Source organism: Amedibacillus sp. YH-ame6, from assembly GCF_053848845.1.
Genome location: NZ_JBSPEZ010000017.1, coordinates 37,156 through 52,781, shown reverse-complemented (window position 1 = coordinate 52,781; position 15,626 = coordinate 37,156). Strand labels below are relative to the sequence as shown.

The 15,626-nt window shown below is 34.7% G+C and carries 14 protein-coding genes and 1 other RNA gene; 1 reads left to right on the top strand and 14 read right to left on the bottom strand.

Going from position 1 to position 15,626, the window contains the following annotated elements; genetic code table 11:
• Window positions 1-127 precede the first annotated feature (127 nt).
• The 12 genes from miaB to ACWG0P_RS11360 all read right to left on the bottom strand — a co-directional run bounded on the left by miaB (window position 128) and on the right by ACWG0P_RS11360 (window position 13,999).
• Complete coding sequence (gene miaB, locus ACWG0P_RS11415) at window positions 128-1,567, bottom strand: tRNA (N6-isopentenyl adenosine(37)-C2)-methylthiotransferase MiaB (protein ID WP_455801824.1); 1,440 nt, start codon at window positions 1,565-1,567, stop codon at window positions 128-130.
• A gap of 74 nt (window positions 1,568-1,641) precedes the next feature.
• Window positions 1,642-1,842, bottom strand: coding sequence for a 4Fe-4S binding protein (locus ACWG0P_RS11410; RefSeq protein ID WP_455791864.1), 201 nt, complete (start codon window positions 1,840-1,842; stop codon window positions 1,642-1,644).
• An 83-nt stretch (window positions 1,843-1,925) separates the two neighbouring features.
• Window positions 1,926-4,085: a PIG-L deacetylase family protein gene (locus ACWG0P_RS11405; protein ID WP_455801823.1), complete on the bottom strand. Its 2,160-nt coding sequence runs from the start codon at window positions 4,083-4,085 to the stop codon at window positions 1,926-1,928.
• 12 nt (window positions 4,086-4,097) lie between these two features.
• Window positions 4,098-6,140: a phosphodiester glycosidase family protein gene (locus tag ACWG0P_RS11400; protein WP_455801822.1), complete on the bottom strand. Its 2,043-nt coding sequence runs from the start codon at window positions 6,138-6,140 to the stop codon at window positions 4,098-4,100.
• 179 nt (window positions 6,141-6,319) lie between these two features.
• Window positions 6,320-7,099, bottom strand: coding sequence for a TIGR00282 family metallophosphoesterase (locus tag ACWG0P_RS11395; RefSeq protein WP_455801821.1), 780 nt, complete (start codon window positions 7,097-7,099; stop codon window positions 6,320-6,322).
• 1 nt (window position 7,100) lies between these two features.
• Window positions 7,101-8,654, bottom strand: coding sequence for a ribonuclease Y (gene rny / locus ACWG0P_RS11390; RefSeq protein ID WP_455791872.1), 1,554 nt, complete (start codon window positions 8,652-8,654; stop codon window positions 7,101-7,103).
• A gap of 154 nt (window positions 8,655-8,808) precedes the next feature.
• Complete coding sequence (recA, locus tag ACWG0P_RS11385; RefSeq protein ID WP_455801820.1) at window positions 8,809-9,837, bottom strand: recombinase RecA; 1,029 nt, start codon at window positions 9,835-9,837, stop codon at window positions 8,809-8,811.
• A 17-nt stretch (window positions 9,838-9,854) separates the two neighbouring features.
• Window positions 9,855-10,319, bottom strand: a complete 465-nt coding sequence (locus ACWG0P_RS11380) for a CinA family protein (RefSeq protein WP_455801819.1) — start codon at window positions 10,317-10,319, stop codon at window positions 9,855-9,857.
• Window positions 10,319-10,906, bottom strand: a complete 588-nt coding sequence (pgsA, locus tag ACWG0P_RS11375; RefSeq protein ID WP_455801818.1) for a CDP-diacylglycerol--glycerol-3-phosphate 3-phosphatidyltransferase — start codon at window positions 10,904-10,906, stop codon at window positions 10,319-10,321. Before pgsA ends, ACWG0P_RS11380 begins: the two co-directional genes overlap by 1 nt.
• Entirely contained in the window at window positions 10,906-11,862 is a 957-nt protein-coding gene (locus tag ACWG0P_RS11370; protein WP_455801817.1) for a helix-turn-helix domain-containing protein, read from the bottom strand. Before ACWG0P_RS11370 ends, pgsA begins: the two co-directional genes overlap by 1 nt.
• A 131-nt stretch (window positions 11,863-11,993) precedes the next feature.
• Window positions 11,994-13,271 carry an ATP-binding protein gene (locus tag ACWG0P_RS11365; protein WP_455801816.1) on the bottom strand — a complete coding sequence of 426 codons (1,278 nt, stop codon included), beginning with the start codon at window positions 13,269-13,271 and terminating at the stop codon, window positions 11,994-11,996.
• A complete protein-coding gene (locus tag ACWG0P_RS11360; RefSeq protein WP_455801815.1) occupies window positions 13,268-13,999 on the bottom strand; it encodes a LytR/AlgR family response regulator transcription factor in 732 nt (243 codons plus the stop codon). The genes ACWG0P_RS11365 and ACWG0P_RS11360 overlap by 4 nt, the downstream gene beginning before the upstream one ends.
• 153 nt (window positions 14,000-14,152) lie before the next feature.
• Here ACWG0P_RS11360 and ACWG0P_RS11355 point away from each other — a divergent pair, with 153 nt between their 5' ends.
• Window positions 14,153-14,821 (top strand): bactofilin family protein, encoded by a 669-nt coding sequence (locus ACWG0P_RS11355; RefSeq protein WP_455801814.1) that lies wholly within the window; start codon window positions 14,153-14,155, stop codon window positions 14,819-14,821.
• Between the two features lie 66 nt (window positions 14,822-14,887).
• On the opposite strand, the gene rnpB is transcribed toward ACWG0P_RS11355, so the two are convergent.
• Together rnpB and ACWG0P_RS11345 are read right to left on the bottom strand one after the other, a co-directional pair.
• Window positions 14,888-15,226, bottom strand: an RNA gene (gene rnpB, locus ACWG0P_RS11350) — RNase P RNA component class B.
• Between the two features lie 7 nt (window positions 15,227-15,233).
• Window positions 15,234-15,548: a DivIVA domain-containing protein gene (locus ACWG0P_RS11345; protein ID WP_455801813.1), complete on the bottom strand. Its 315-nt coding sequence runs from the start codon at window positions 15,546-15,548 to the stop codon at window positions 15,234-15,236.
• Between the last annotated feature and the right edge of the window lie 78 nt (window positions 15,549-15,626).

Genomic DNA, 15,626 nt, shown 5'->3' with positions numbered 1-15,626 from the left:
TTGTAACTTGTTCTCAATTCACATGATAAACTATTGATATTATACCATTACTAAGCATAAAATAACACGATAATGCGTTATTTTTTTTATTTTTGTCCAAAATAAAGAAAGTGATTTCTCACTTTCTTTAGCACTCTTCTCCATCCATTGAAAATGTTTTACAAGCAATAATTTTTACATTTACAATATCACCCTGCTTTGCATTTTTCGCTTTGAAATTTACTAATTTGTTTGTTTCAGTATATCCACAAAGAATATTTTCATTTTTCTTACTTACACCATCTACTAAGACTTTTACAATTCTTCCTAAATATGCTTCATTCTTCACTTTCGCATAAGCGTTCCAACGCTCATTCAAAATCGCTAAACGCTCTTGCTTCTCCGCAAGTTCTACATTATCTGCCATAGCTGCAGCAGGTGTTCCCTCTCTTGGAGAGTATATAAAGGTAAACGCATTATCAAATTGGCATTCATCCACTAATGATAACGTGTTTTCAAACTGTTCTCTTGTTTCATTTGGAAACCCTACAATGATATCCGTAGAAAATGCGCAATCTGGCATTTTCTCTTTGATTTTATGGAAGAGTGTTAAATATTGTTCACGTGTATATCTTCGTCCCATGATTTTCAAGATATCGCTATCTCCACTTTGTACAGGCAAATGAATAAAAGGCATGATGTTATCGTATTTTGCAATTACATCAATCATTTCATCTGTAAAGTCCCATGGATGAGAAGTCACAAAACGAACACGTTCTATTCCAATCTTCGCACTTTCTTCTAATAGTTTCGCAAATCCACCTTCTATATGAGCATCTTTCCCATAAGAATTTACGTTTTGTCCTAATAAACTAACTTCTTTAAATCCTTCTTCTTTTAAAACTCTTAATTCTTCTAGGATATCTTCCATGGCACGTGAGCGCTCTTTCCCTCTTGTATAAGGTACGATACAATAAGTACAAAACTTATCACAACCATACATGATATTCACCCATGCTTTATGTTTACCAAAACGCTTCACCGGAAGATTTTCAATAACATCTCCCTCTTTAGATAGTACTTCTACACTGCGTTTTCCACTCATCATTACATTGTGTAAAAGTTCTGGCAAACGATGAATATTATGTGTTCCAAAGATAAGATTTACATGGCGATACTTTTCTAATATAGTATCTATGACTTCTTCTTCCTGTGCCATGCACCCACAAATCCCAAAAATCAAGTCTGGTTTATTTTTCTTTAAGCGTTTCAAAGAACCTAATTCCCCTAATACTTTATCTTCTGCATTTTTACGAATCGCACATGTATTCATCAAAATAAAATCTGCTTCTTCAGGAGATTCACAAGCAGTAAACATCATATCTTCTAAGATACCTGCCAATGTTTCACTGTCACGTTCATTGGCTTGACATCCATAAGTACGTAAATAGTACTTCTTCCCTAAACCAATCTGTTTCATTTCAACTGGTAATTGAAAAAGTGACTTTTCAATAACGGCTTCTTTTGTCGTTCTTTTTTGTGCTTCTTTCAAATTGGGTAGTGCCCAACCTGGCTGTTTTTTTACCATATTCATACTCCTTCACATCTATAGAACATCCAAACGGATGATTTTTTACTTAAAAAAACCAAGCATTGCTTGGTTTACTGAGAGATTGCTTCAACTGGACATGCAGAAAGGCATGATCCACAGTCGATACAAGTTCCTTCATCACAAACTGATTTGGAATCTGCGTCCATAGATAAAGCTCCTACTGGACAAACTCCAACACAAGCACCGCATCCGATACAAGTATCTGCATTAACATTAACTGGCATTCTAAATTCCTCCTTTTTTACAACCACATCTATTATAACATAACGAAACACATCTGCAAGTAGTTAACACGCAAAACTTGACCACTTTTTCACAATTTTTTAAATTACGTTTATTCTATGCCCGCAAAAAGATTGTTCGTCGTAGTCTCATAACCCACAGAAGATTCATATAGACCAAACAAACGACAATCACCAACCCCAAAATCTTCAACTGCTAATGTATACTGATGTTGAGATTCATGTTTTCCATAAGCGGAAGTCGCTACTTCAAATGGTGAACGCCCTTGTAGTGCATCCATCTTTTGATGTACATCAAGCATAATTTGGTTTTTACCATACAAATGGAAATACGTCTTCTTTGGTGCATGCGTTCCATAAGCTTTATAAGAAGTTTCGTCATAACTAGCATCCTTCGCCAAATGGATAGAATCTTTTAATAAGTCCGTATTTAACATATGTACACCATGACCATATTCTCCATTTTCATCATGTCCAATTACAATAGCAGGTTGAAATCTTCGAATATTGGCCACTTGAAATTGTTGTAAAGCTTTTGTATCATATACAGATTTCGCATGTGCTAAATCACGAGATGCAATATCTGGAAACTCCCCAACAATTGGATAGGCACGTAATCCCATCTCCCACATACCATCCAACATTTCATGTTGCCGAACATCTACATCCGTTGTATTTGCAGCACTATTGGAGTTTGTAAGAAAGGCAAGCTGAATCTTCTTCCCTTTTGCGGCATACTCACTAATCAGTGCACCTAGATATAAGGTATCATCATCCGCATGCGTTGGAAATGCTAAAATATCACTCTTCTTATAAGGTTTACTCCAATCTTGCACATCATTCGGAAGTTCCCCTTTTGAATAGACAACGATTTCTTTCATATCATTTCCATCCAACTTAGAAAGTTCAATCTCTTTCGTATTTTTATCTACTTTGATTAACTCATGAAGAAAGCCATCACTTCCTTGTTTGGTAGTTTTCTTATTGGCTTTCATTGCGTAACTATTCACGTTACTCCCCCATGTAATATAGAGGTAACCAATTTCTTGTTCACTTTGAATACGTAATGTATCATTCCCTTTAAAGGTGTACCCAGTAGAACGATTATTATCTACACATGCATTATTAAGTGTAGCATTACCTATTGATAAAGAAGGAGAGATACGTGAAGCAACACTACCCTCTTCACTTTTTGCCTCTTCCTTTGAAATATGTTCCATATCAAATACCTGATAACCATATCCTGTACTAGCAACATACATCCGATAATCCATTGGGAACTCTTTCTTATCCCCATTATCTGCTGTAATATAGTACGTTAAATGTACGTCATAAGAGTAAATGTAATCATAATATTGAATTGGATTACCAATACGTATCTCACCAAATGTATCCGCTACGCTAACTTCTCCCCATGTGTTCGAATAAGAAGTTATCAAACGTGCTAAATTTGAATTGGGCATCACATGTTGTAACACCGTTCCAGAGCCAATTCCACGCAATGTTGTATAGCGTGCATATTCCTTAGAGAACTGTGTTAACATAGTTTTTATATTGGAACCTATCGTATCTGGAATACTTGGATAAAAAGATATATCAAAACCAGTACTATCCACAATTTTTGTACAAGGCTTTCCTTGATAGGTTGCGCTCATATTCTCAATAGCAGAAAAGCTATCATATGCATACGTATAAGTCTTTATTTCATTATATCCAATCGAAGCAAATTGCGTACTAGTGCTTGTTTCTTTTCCTTTTTTCGAAACATCCTCACCATTTACAGATAAAGTTGTATTCGCAAAGTAGTGAATACGATAAGGAAACGTTGGATAATGTTCAATGCTTTTCACACGCAGCTTTTGAATACCAAACCATGCTTTATCTTTTAATTTTTCAATAACTACAGTAGATAATTTTTGATTGTTATTTACAACTGTGTATTCGATTTTATCCTTATCTTCAAAACTTTGATAAGCAAATAGCTTATCTTTTTTTAGCACCTTTGGTAATGCATTTTTCAAATCTTTTCGTTGACTCTTCTCACTCTTATCCAAGATAAAATTTAATTCTTTCGTTTTGTATTCTTCCACTATGGAATCTACCAAATATTTGGGATGATTATGTTCATACGTATATAAATACACACCCAACACCACGGTTAGTAGAATACCAATAGAAGCTAGCGTTGCGATTACATAAAACAACCCTCTCTTAAATGTCATTGGTTGTTTTATACGTTTTTTTCTCTTCATGACTGCTACCTCCTATTTGTAATAAAACGCTGTTGGAACTGGTCGTTCCCCAACTGCAGAGGATAGCGAGTTGATACGTTCTTCTTTTTGGTATAACACAGAGGAAGACCCTCCATCTAAGTTTCCTGCATTGATTGCTTCATACTTTTTCATCAATACAGCAAGATCATTATATGTTGCGCCTAAACTATGTGGTTGACGTCCATCAATCACAAGAAGTAAAATAGCTCCATCTTTTCTTTGTCCAATCGCGGTACGAGGATTAAAACCTCCCCCTGAACCAGCTTGTGGTACAACTTCTCCATTTTTCACAAGAACTGGCCCAAAACTAACGGCATCACGAATCCCCTTATTGATTGCTTCTTCAGGAGTACATTCTCCAACAAACAATTGATTGCTATCGTCTAATCCGATTAACACAGGATGCTGACTGGAATATCCGGTGATTACCTTATGATCCTTAATCACTGTACCTAAAGGTGTACTTCCATCTCCACTCCCATTGATATCCAAGAATGCTCCCCCATTCACACCTATTAATGCTTCATTTTCTTTCATAACTTCAAGAACTGTCTTCCCACTTCCGCCCGTATTTGGATTTGAAGCAAATAAATGCAAACGAGATGGATCTTTTAAAATTACCATTTTGCCACTAAAAGTACTTCCTTGTACATCTTCAATCACAACATCTTTTTGTGATGAAGACGCAGATCCATCGATTTTAATATTCTCTTTATTTACTTTCGCTATATACTCCTTTACTTCTTTATCATTTCCTTCTGTAATTTGTTTAATTTCTTTTTCACTGAAATATATCTTCGGGATAAATTTCAATGCACTTGTTTCCATAAGTGTACTGACCATCGTATTCGACATCTGTGTAGAAGGCCCTCTCAACAACATTGTCACTAGTACTACCAACACAATGCATAATGTTAGTACAACAGATAAAATAGACACCAATACTCTAGAAAGAATACGAGCGATTGTACTTTTTTCTTTTTTTGTCTCCTGTGATTGAAAAACCCAATTTCTTTGAATCTTATAGCTAATAAAGAATAAAAATGTATCTACAAGAATTTTCACCAGCACGGTAAGTTTAGGTAATGGCGCAGACATCACCATAATCAATAAGGATGATACAATGATTTGCGCGATACATAACATATAATAACGAACAATAGAAGAAGCTGTATTAGCACCAGATTTAAATACCATCGTCTTATTCGTATAAAAATTAACTAAAGATGAGATTGCACGTGAAATCAATACCGCGAAGAATATGATTAGATTTTTCTCAGAAAAAGGTAAGATAGCAATCAAAAGAGTAAACAAAGAAATATCGATTATAAATGATAAAGCAGAAGAAAAAACAAATTTAAATATCTGCCGGTATATTTTAATAGAATCTCGAATAGGATGAAAATGTGATTTTGAATTTTGATCCATATAAATCGTTTCAATAGTAACTTCTTCAATTTTAATCTTTAATTTTTTTGTATTTAATAACATATTTGTTTCGTATTCAAAGCGTTCTCCTTGAACACTCATTAGCAATTTCATATGTTGAAATGAAATTCCACGAAGTCCCGTTTGTGTATCGCTAATTTTGATACCACAAAAAAAGCCAAAAATTCCATTGGTAATTTTATTTCCTATTTTGCTTTTTGGTGGAACATTCTTAGAATTGAAATCACGTACACCCAATATCAAACTATCTGGATGTTCGATCAGTTTTTGCGCACAATGAACAACATCATGAATAGCATGTTGACCATCATCGTCAAGTGTAATTATACCAACATGGTCCAATGGTTTTGTCCCAAAATAAGACATTGCACTTTTTAATGCTCTCCCCTTTCCTTTATTTACAACGTGTCTTAAAACAACACATTTAGGATTACTTTTGATTACATTAAAAATTGGATTACAGGAAGCATCACTTCCGTCATTTACAACAATGATTCTCTCAAACCCTGCTGTGCACAATTGTTCAACAGTCTGCAAAATCTTCCGTGTAGGATTTAGTGTTGGAATCACTGCAGTTACATTCATTTTATCCCCTCAATTCTCTAAGGATAATTTTAACATTCATGGAAGTGAAATGCAATTTTCCAAGGGGAACTTTCTGTTTTTATTCACTTATTTTTACATTTTCTTAAAGATTCTCTTAAGAAAAATTTTCCAACTCCATTTAAAAACAAAAAAAGAGCAGAATTCTAGATTCTACTCTCTCACATTTCTATAGGACGAATTTGAATTCGTTCAATATTTGTTGCTTTGTTTGTTTGGTCATCAATTGTTACAATTGCCCCACAGAATATTGCAGGTCCTGTAGCAATTTGAAACTTTGTTTTTTCATCTGTAGTGAAACGTGTGACGATTTCTTCTACATCTCTACCCAACACACTACAATACGCTCCACACATCCCTAAGTCTGTAATAGCCGCCGTACCGTTCTCAATACGTTCATCTGCTGTTTGTACATGTGTATGTGTTCCCACAACACACTGTACTCTACCAGCAAAAGCATACGTAAATGCAATCTTTTCTGAAGTAGCTTCACCATGAAAATCAACAAGGTAAACATCCGCATCAATATCTGCTAAGATATCTTCCATACAGAAGAAGGGAGAATCTACCACGTTATTCATCCAAACTTCACCACTTAAATTGCTAACAGCGATGCGTTTGCCATCCTTACGAATAACAACCGTATGTTGTCCATAATCTAAAGGTTCCATATTTGCAGGACGAACCATTTGATCAGCTTCATCAATGAATTGATATATATCATTCTTGGAAAATGTATGATTCCCCATCGTAACAACATCAATCCCATAGTCTAATAACTGACGATAAATTTTACGTGTAATTCCTTTTCCATGCGCTGCATTTTCACCATTGGCAATAACTACATCCAAATTGTATTGTGCTTTTAGTAAAGGTAGTTGTTCTCGCACGATTTCTCTTCCAGAAGATCCAACGATATCACCTATAAAGAGAATTTTCATATTACTTCGCTAATTCACAAGCTCTGGTTTCTCGGATAACCGTTACTTTAATTTGACCTGGATATGTTAATTCAGCTTCAATTTTATCTTTGATATCACGTGCTAACTTATGACAAGAAACATCATCTAATTTTTCTGGAATTGCCATAACGCGAACTTCACGTCCTGCCTGAATTGCATAAGCAGAATCAACACCATCAAATGATTTTGTAATCTTCTCTAATTCTTCTAAACGATTGATATAGTTTTGAAGTGCCTCATAACGTGCCCCTGGACGAGCAGCACTGATTGTATCAGCCGCAATGACCAAGTTAGAAATTAAGAATTCTGGTTCTACTTCTCCATGGTGAGATTGAATTGCGTTTAACACAACATCTCTTTCCCCATGTTTCTTACAGAATTTATATCCAAGCTCAATATGACTTCCTTCAACTTCAAAATCTAATGCTTTTCCAATATCATGTAACAATCCTGCACGTTTTGCAAGTTGTTGGTTCAATCCAAGCTCCGCTGCCATCATTCCTGTTAAATGCGCAACTTCCATACTATGTTGAAGTGCATTTTGTCCATATGAATAACGATACTTCAAACGTCCAATCAAACGAATGATTTCACGATCAATTTTACCAATACCTAATTTGAATACAGTGTCTTCCCCTGTCTTCATAATATTAGTTTCCATTTCAGCTTTGATTTTATTTACTACTTCTTCAATACGTCCTGGTTGAATACGTCCATCTTTTATCAGCTGTTCTAAAGCCAGTCTAGCTGTTTCACGACGAATCGGATCAAAACAAGAGACGGTGATTGTTTCTGGTGTATCATCAATGATCAAATCGACACCAGTTGCCTGTTCGATTGCTTTGATATTACGACCTTCACGTCCAATGATTCTACCCTTCATCTCTTCACTAGGAAGGGATACAACAGATACTGTACGATCCACCGCTTCATCCGAAGAGATACGTTGGATACTTAAAGCAACGATGTTCTTCGCCACTTCATCTGCTGTTGATTTTGCTTCTTCTTCACGTTCCTTAATATAAGAAACGATCTCTTTTTCCATTCTTTTTTCAGTGATTGCAAATAATTCCGCCTTTGCTTCACTGGTAGACATTGCAGCGATACGTTCAAGTTCTTCAACTTGCACATCTATCTTCGCCTGTAATACCCTATCTTTTTCATCTAGCATTGCCATTTTATCAGCTAATTGTGCATTTTTTAAATCGATCTGTTTTTCCTTGCTTGTAAGTGTTTCATCACGGAAATTCAAATTGTCTTCACGTCGTAAAAGTTTATTTTCCTGATCGGTAATTTCCTGTTTACGCTCTTTTATTTCTTTTTCTGCCGCAAGTTTCAATTCATGAGCTTGCGTACGACCATCTAATACTGCCTGCTTTACAACAGAATCGGCTTTTGATTCTGCTTCTTTTAGCATTAAAGAGCCTTTTTGCTGATTTTTATTTAAACCTGCTCTGGAAATTACCATCATAATGATGATTCCAAAGGCAAGACCTGTCAATACAGACAAAAAGATGACTAATGTATTATTCATACATAGATTCCTCCATTCGTCTTTCTTGAGAGTTTTTTTCTCTCTACAGTATATTGTACATAAATTTCACATTTTTCACAACAAAAATAACTACTTTTCATAAATTTCGTTATCTTTTGAAAGTGTTTCCACAAAAAAAGAAAGGAAGAGTTGCTTACTCTTCCTCAATTACCTTAGGAGATGTCTTGTCTTTCAATTTTGTAGCTAATTCTTGCATTAGTGCTGGATTTTCTTTGATTGTGTTTTTTGCTGCTTCTTTTCCTTGCCCAATTTTTTCTCCATTATAAGAGAACCAAGCTCCACTCTTCATCACAATATCATAATCTACGCACATATCCAATAATTCTGCAGCATAAGAAATACCTTCTCCATACATAATTTCAATTGCTGCCGTTTTAAATGGAGGTGCCACTTTGTTTTTTACTACTTTTACATTTACTTTATTCCCAATGATGTCCGTACCATTTTTAATAGCTTCGCTACGACGGATGTCCAATCGCACAGAAGAATAGAACTTTAACGCTCTACCTCCTGGTGTCGTTTCGGGATTCCCGAACATGATACCTACTTTTTCGCGTAACTGATTAATAAAAATAGCCGTACATTCACTGCGGTTCATAACTCCGCTCAATTTACGCATCGCTTTTGACATTAAACGAGCTTGTAAACCAACTTGAGAATCTCCCATTTCGCCATCCAGTTCCGCTTGTGGAACAAGGGCCGCTACAGAGTCTACTACAACCAAATCGATGGCTCCACTCTTAATCAACATTTCTGTGATTTCAAGTGCTTGTTCTCCACTATCAGGTTGTGATAAAATCAATTCATCGATATCTACTCCAAGGTTTCTAGCATAGTTAGGATCAATTGCATTTTCCGCATCTATAAATGCAGCACGCCCGCCACGTTTTTGAACTTCCGCTATTGCGTGTAATGCTAATGTTGTCTTACCTGATGATTCAGGACCATAGATTTCAATGATTCTTCCTTTTGGATATCCACCAATTCCAAGTGCCTCATCTACTTTAATGGAACCAGAAGGAATGGCGTCAATATCCACTGCACCACGATCCCCTAATTTCATAATAGATCCTTTTCCATATTGTTTTTCTATTTTCTTAATGGCTTCATCAAGCAGTGCTTCTCTTTCTTTTATTGCTTTTTCATTTGTATTTTTTTCCATTGTAATCTCCTTTTTTTCTAATGCATTGATTGTATATATTGTATAACATTTTTACTCATTTCGCACACAACTTGTTCGCGAACTTCATTTCTTTGCATTTGGAAATGAAATTCATAAGATTGTATACCACAAGGTCCAGCAATGGCGCAATACACTAAGCCAGCCACTTTCCCTTCCATTGTAGCAGGTCCTGCATTCCCCGTAAAGGAAACACAAAGATCACTTTTCATAATCTTCTTCGTACACTTTGCCATTTCAATCGCACACTCTTTACTGATTACACCATATTCTTCAATAATGGATACATCGACATTGGCAACATTGATTTTAATTTCATTTTGATAGGTTATAAGACCACCATAAAGCACAGCAGATGCACCACTAACAGAGGCAATAGAAGATGCAAATAAACCAGCTGTCAAACTCTCACAACTGGATATAGTTAATTTTTTTGATGTAAGCAGTGCTACCAACTCTTCCATTACATACTCTCCATCAGAATATCTTTTAATTGCCAAAAATACTGAATACCACTTGCTAATGAGACAATAAGTGCCCCCCACAACAAGATAGAATCCATAGGGATATGAAAGAATACGAACGGCATATTCTGTAAAAGTAATACAATAATTGCAAACATCTGCAATACAGTTTTTATTTTACCAAGCATTCCTGCCGCTACTACTTTCCCAGATGCACTCGCATTCATACGCATGCCATCTACCATCATATCTCTCCAAATCATCACCAATGCAATAAACACAGGGATAACACCTTGTACAGCAAATAAAATAAACATCGTATTCACTAATAATTTATCTGCAATCGGATCGATGAACTTTCCAAACGAAGTAACTAGGCCTCGTTTTCTAGCGATATTACCATCTAAAAAATCTGTAAAAGACGCAACCGCAAAAAGCACAAGTACCAACAGTGACCCTGTTGATAGATTTGCGCTTATATTATTCATCGAAATTGTAATTGCTTGTCCTTCATAAAACAAAGCAATGCAGGCAATGATTGGTACTAAGAAAATACGGAACATGGATAGTTTATTGGGAAGATTCATTATTCTTCACCTGTTATTGTGAACTCTAACGTTGCTTGTTGTCCACTACGAACAATGGTATCATCAACTTTTACATTCTTTCCGTTGATTTTGATAGATGTATCATATACCCAACCGATATATATTTGCACCTTAGATCCTTTTTTTGCCTTTATATTTCCAGTAGCTGTTGTTTGATAGTTGTAAACTCTAGCTGCTGGATCACTTAACACAACACCATCCACAGTCATACTGAAACCGGAGTTGCTTCCACCAAAGTAAACTTCAAATTTCAAATCATCTCCATCTTTCGTATTATCAATGGTATAGTGCGTTACATCATTTTTTGTTACACTCATTTCCTTTGTTTCTTCAGTATTGTCTTTTTTCTTGTCTTCTTCATCCGATGTAGGGTACTTATTATCTCCATTTTTATTTTGTTCATTTGCAATCGGTTGTTTATCCGTTTTATTTGTGTCCGTACTTCCAACAGATTTGAAATACATCACAAAACCAAATATGATAACAATTGCAACTACGGATACTACCGCAACCAAAGATACAAGTGAAAAATCCACCTTTTTGATTTTCTTCGCGTTGATATGAGGGTGTGCATGTTTCCGGACATGTGCTTTCTTAGCATCGTCACTTTGCACTTTACTTAATTTTTCAGAATTTGCGATGCTCTTTTCAATCTCTTCATGGTCATGTTGTGTAGACAAAGAAATTGTTTGCGTATAATCATTTACACTTTCACGCAACTCGTCTTTGATATCTTCGAAATCAATATCAACTGCTTCGCAATAGGATTTTACAAAAAAGCGCAAATACGAAAGATCATCATGAAAAAACTTAAGATTTCCCTCTTCCAGCGCTTTGATATGCTTCTGAGTAAGACGAGTTTTAGAACTTACATCCTCTACCGTCAACCCCAGCTCTAGTCGTTTTTCTTTTAAACGTTTTCCGATATTTTCCATAGAGCACCTCTTCTATATGTCATATATTGCACAAGGCAATAGTCAGTCCATGATTTATATTATAACAAGCAAAAGCAATTATGTAAATTACATAATCACTTTACACCTATCGATTTTTTTATTTTCAATCTTTAAATAACGATTTTCAAATAGAATCTATTTTTACTTGTAAAAAACTCATAAAGTCCGTGATGTTTATTTACCACAGAAACAATGCTTACCACTCCAAAACCATACCCATTTTCACTACGCACAGGCAAACTGTTTTTGAACGTTACCTTACCAATAAATGGATTGTTCACTTCTATTTTCAAATTTCCATCTTCATTTAAAATATGTACATAAATGATTTTGTCTTCTGAATTTTCTATTTTTTCAACCGCGTGAATTGCATTCTCCAAAGCATTGGATATCAACACACACAATTCATTATCTTCCATTTGTACAAGTTCTCCAATAAATGCCTTAATTGATAATGTAATGCCTTTGTTTTGTGCTACTGAAACAAAGGAAGATAACACCAAATTTAACATTTCACAATCACAATAATATGTAGGAGTAATATCATGTATATCATTCATCATATTGGTGATATAAATTTTAGCTTGTTCTACTTTATTTTCATTTAAGTACCCATTCAACGCTAAAAAATGATGACGCATATCATGACGAAAAATTTTGGATTGTTCATTTGCATAATACATTTGTTTGATACCTTGTTGTACACTTTCCTGTTGAACGGCCAGTTCTCGCAACTTACTTTCTTCTTTATGCAAATTATGAAGCGTACGAAACAATGCAAACACTAGAAGATAACTCAATTGAACAACAAGCCATAAAACGATATTTACATAACGAAATTGCAAAGTATAATTTACATCCAACACATATTGTTGTTGTGTATATGTTGCAATCCAAAACACTACTGGAATGATAGTATAAAGCCACCACATCCGATCATGATTTTCAAATACAAAATGTACATCTTCTACAAGCCATCGATTAGTGCAATACGTTAACACACCTCCCAAAAACAAGACGATGATGATACGTAAAACCCCAGGCACTTCCATATATACAGATAAATTGCGTATAATTAAAACTGGAAACCCCATCATGGTAAGTGTAGTCACAAATGCAAAAAGAACCTTTTTCACTTGATAAGAACATAATAAAACAAATGCTATCAACAACGGAAGTTGTACCGTTAATGGATAAGATTTACGATATAATTCATCTCCAAAAAGCACTTCAAAAATAAGGACCATCAGATAGATAGCGACCAAAGTGCCTACTCCCAAATATTTCCGTAAAGGCATTTCAGATGAAATACCAACTCGTAACATAACTATTAAGAATGCAATTCCTATCGTGATAATACTAAAATGAAGTAAAACATCTAGAATCATACAATGAAATCTCGTTTCTCAAAGAGATAATTCATATATTGTGCTTTAAACGTGTTGTACAACCCCTTCGAAATACAAATACGATGATTCGCCTTCGTAATAATAATTCTGTTTTCAATCATTTTTACTTTATCCATGTTCACAATAAAGGAACGATGAGTTCTTACAAACTTTTTATGACGTAATAATATTTTTTCATATTTTGCTAATGGTCCAAGCACTTCCAGTGCAGAACCATCATTTAAATAAAGACAAACCTTCTTCCCAACCGCCTCTATTCCTTCCAATTGAAAGAATGAAATAGAAGTGACATTTCCTTTATAACGAATCACTATACTATTTTCATCTTGCTGATGACAAGTGAAAATGATTTGATCCAATAACAAAGCCATCTGCTTTTTCTTGATTGGCTTAAGCATATAATAAAATGCATTTACACTATAACTATCCAAAGCAAATTCAGGAGATGTTGTTAAATAAATAATTTTAATATTGTGATCAAATGTTCGGATTTCTTTACCAATTTTAATACCATCTATATCTGGCATCAAAATATCAAGAAAAACTATATTAAAATCCTCTTTTTTTAGTGTATCCAATAACTCTGTAGAGCTTATAAATTGTCTACAAAATATTTCTTCGCTACATTCGCTTTTATATTCTTCAACCAAAGCCATTAACGAATCTAATTCTTGTAGATTATCATCACATAACGCTATTCGAATCATACTTGCACCCTCCTGATTAATTCTTATAATATCATACAATTTAATTTGTTTTATTTTCGTTGATGCCGTTTTAAGTCCCGTTCATGCTTATTGTATTTTTTTTGTATAAAATCATGTTAAAAATTAAGTATATTAATCGGGAGGACGAGAAAAATGAAATGGTATGAAAAGCAAAAAGAAAACTTTTTAAAGAAAGTTAATGAAGATTCAAGTACATTTGTAGAAGATGATGCTATAGAAACATCAAACGAAGATTATATAGTGGAAGAATATTCTCAACACAATGAAATATTGAATGAGATAATGAACGATTCTTTACGAGGTAACATGAGTTCTTCCCTTGATATCGATGGATTATTGAAGGATGAAGAAACAGAAGATGTCGCTATATTACATGAAGAACCTGTGAAAGTAGTTGCTACTAGCAAGCTAACAAAAGGTACTAAAATTGAAGGAAATATTATAAGTGAAGATAACTTGATACTTGAAGGTGAACTATGTGGTCAGGTTTCTTGTACACAGAAAGTTGTTTTGAACGGAAAACTACAAGGTGATATGGAATGTGCCAATGCAGTGTTAAACAGCGCTACGATGGATGGTAACATTACTAGCCAAGGAAGTGTTGAAGTTGCACAAGGTTGTATTGTAAATGGTTTTGTTCATGCTGCTTCTTTACGTTGTGCAGGTAAAATCATTGGCAATATCAATGTATCTGGTACCGTTGTTTTAGAAAGTACTGGAGAAATCAATGGTGATATTTTAGCAGCTGATTTTGAAATCATCAAAGGTGCTAAAATCAAAGGTAACGTATCTATCGATTAAAACTATGATTAATAAAAAAACAAGTATGAGGGCAACAATGTTGCGCTCATACTTTTTATATCACATTACATAAGCCATGTTCTGTACTCAAAATGAGTGACAGTCATTTATCTACGTCTAAGACGTTCCACTTTTGCTTCGTTTCGCATCAGTGAATTCCCCTACCAAATTTGGGTTTCTCGCTTGTGGGGTTTACCCGTTCCACCTTTATGATTTCTCATAAAGCTCGTCTCTGTGGCACTTTTAAAGAAGTTCACCATAGTCCTAAAACCTTAGGTTTTCTTCAGCCGTCAGTTTTCACTGCCTGAACTTATTTTTTCATTCAGCACAAACACTACGATCATCACAGATCGTGCGAGCATGGACTTTCCTCTAATTCCTAAGAATCAGCGACTGCCTGTAATGTTATAAATTATTTACGGAATACTTCGCTCTCTAAGCGTGAAAGACGTTTCAAGATATCTAAGTTTCCTTGTTGAGCACTCATTTCTCCATTTACTTCAACTTTTCCTTCAACTTCAGCAAGTTTGGCTTTCAATGCAGCATTATGACGTTCATATTCCTGCAAACGTTCACCAAGACCGCGAATCATTTCTTCATACTCTTGATAATCCGATATTACCAAATCTAAGAATTCATCTACTTCTGAAGAAGAATATCCCTTAAAATCAATATTAAACTGTTTGTTTAATACATCTTCAACGCTCAGTTTAAATTTTTTCTCCATGCAATCACCTTCCATATCTATTAGTTTCTCAAAATTTCGAACAAATTGCAAGAAGATAATGAATAGAATATGTGAAAT

Bases quoted from the DNA above. Each gene is read 5' to 3' on its own strand.
- ACWG0P_RS11345 (WP_455801813.1), bottom strand. From the start codon at position 15,548: ATGGAGAAAAAATTTAAACTGAGCGTTGAAGATGTATTAAACAAACAG.
- ACWG0P_RS11380 (WP_455801819.1), bottom strand. From the start codon at position 10,319: ATGGAAGAGTTGGTAGCACTGCTTACATCAAAAAAATTAACTATATCC.
- ACWG0P_RS11405 (WP_455801823.1), bottom strand. From the start codon at position 4,085: ATGAAGAGAAAAAAACGTATAAAACAACCAATGACATTTAAGAGAGGG.
- ACWG0P_RS11365 (WP_455801816.1), bottom strand. From the start codon at position 13,271: ATGATTCTAGATGTTTTACTTCATTTTAGTATTATCACGATAGGAATT.
- ACWG0P_RS11395 (WP_455801821.1), bottom strand. From the start codon at position 7,099: ATGAAAATTCTCTTTATAGGTGATATCGTTGGATCTTCTGGAAGAGAA.
- ACWG0P_RS11360 (WP_455801815.1), bottom strand. From the start codon at position 13,999: ATGATTCGAATAGCGTTATGTGATGATAATCTACAAGAATTAGATTCG.
- ACWG0P_RS11355 (WP_455801814.1), top strand. From the start codon at position 14,153: ATGAAATGGTATGAAAAGCAAAAAGAAAACTTTTTAAAGAAAGTTAAT.
- recA (WP_455801820.1), bottom strand. From the start codon at position 9,837: ATGGAAAAAAATACAAATGAAAAAGCAATAAAAGAAAGAGAAGCACTG.
- ACWG0P_RS11400 (WP_455801822.1), bottom strand. From the start codon at position 6,140: ATGAATGTAACTGCAGTGATTCCAACACTAAATCCTACACGGAAGATT.
- pgsA (WP_455801818.1), bottom strand. From the start codon at position 10,906: ATGAATCTTCCCAATAAACTATCCATGTTCCGTATTTTCTTAGTACCA.
- miaB (WP_455801824.1), bottom strand. From the start codon at position 1,567: ATGGTAAAAAAACAGCCAGGTTGGGCACTACCCAATTTGAAAGAAGCA.
- ACWG0P_RS11370 (WP_455801817.1), bottom strand. From the start codon at position 11,862: ATGGAAAATATCGGAAAACGTTTAAAAGAAAAACGACTAGAGCTGGGG.
- rny (WP_455791872.1), bottom strand. From the start codon at position 8,654: ATGAATAATACATTAGTCATCTTTTTGTCTGTATTGACAGGTCTTGCC.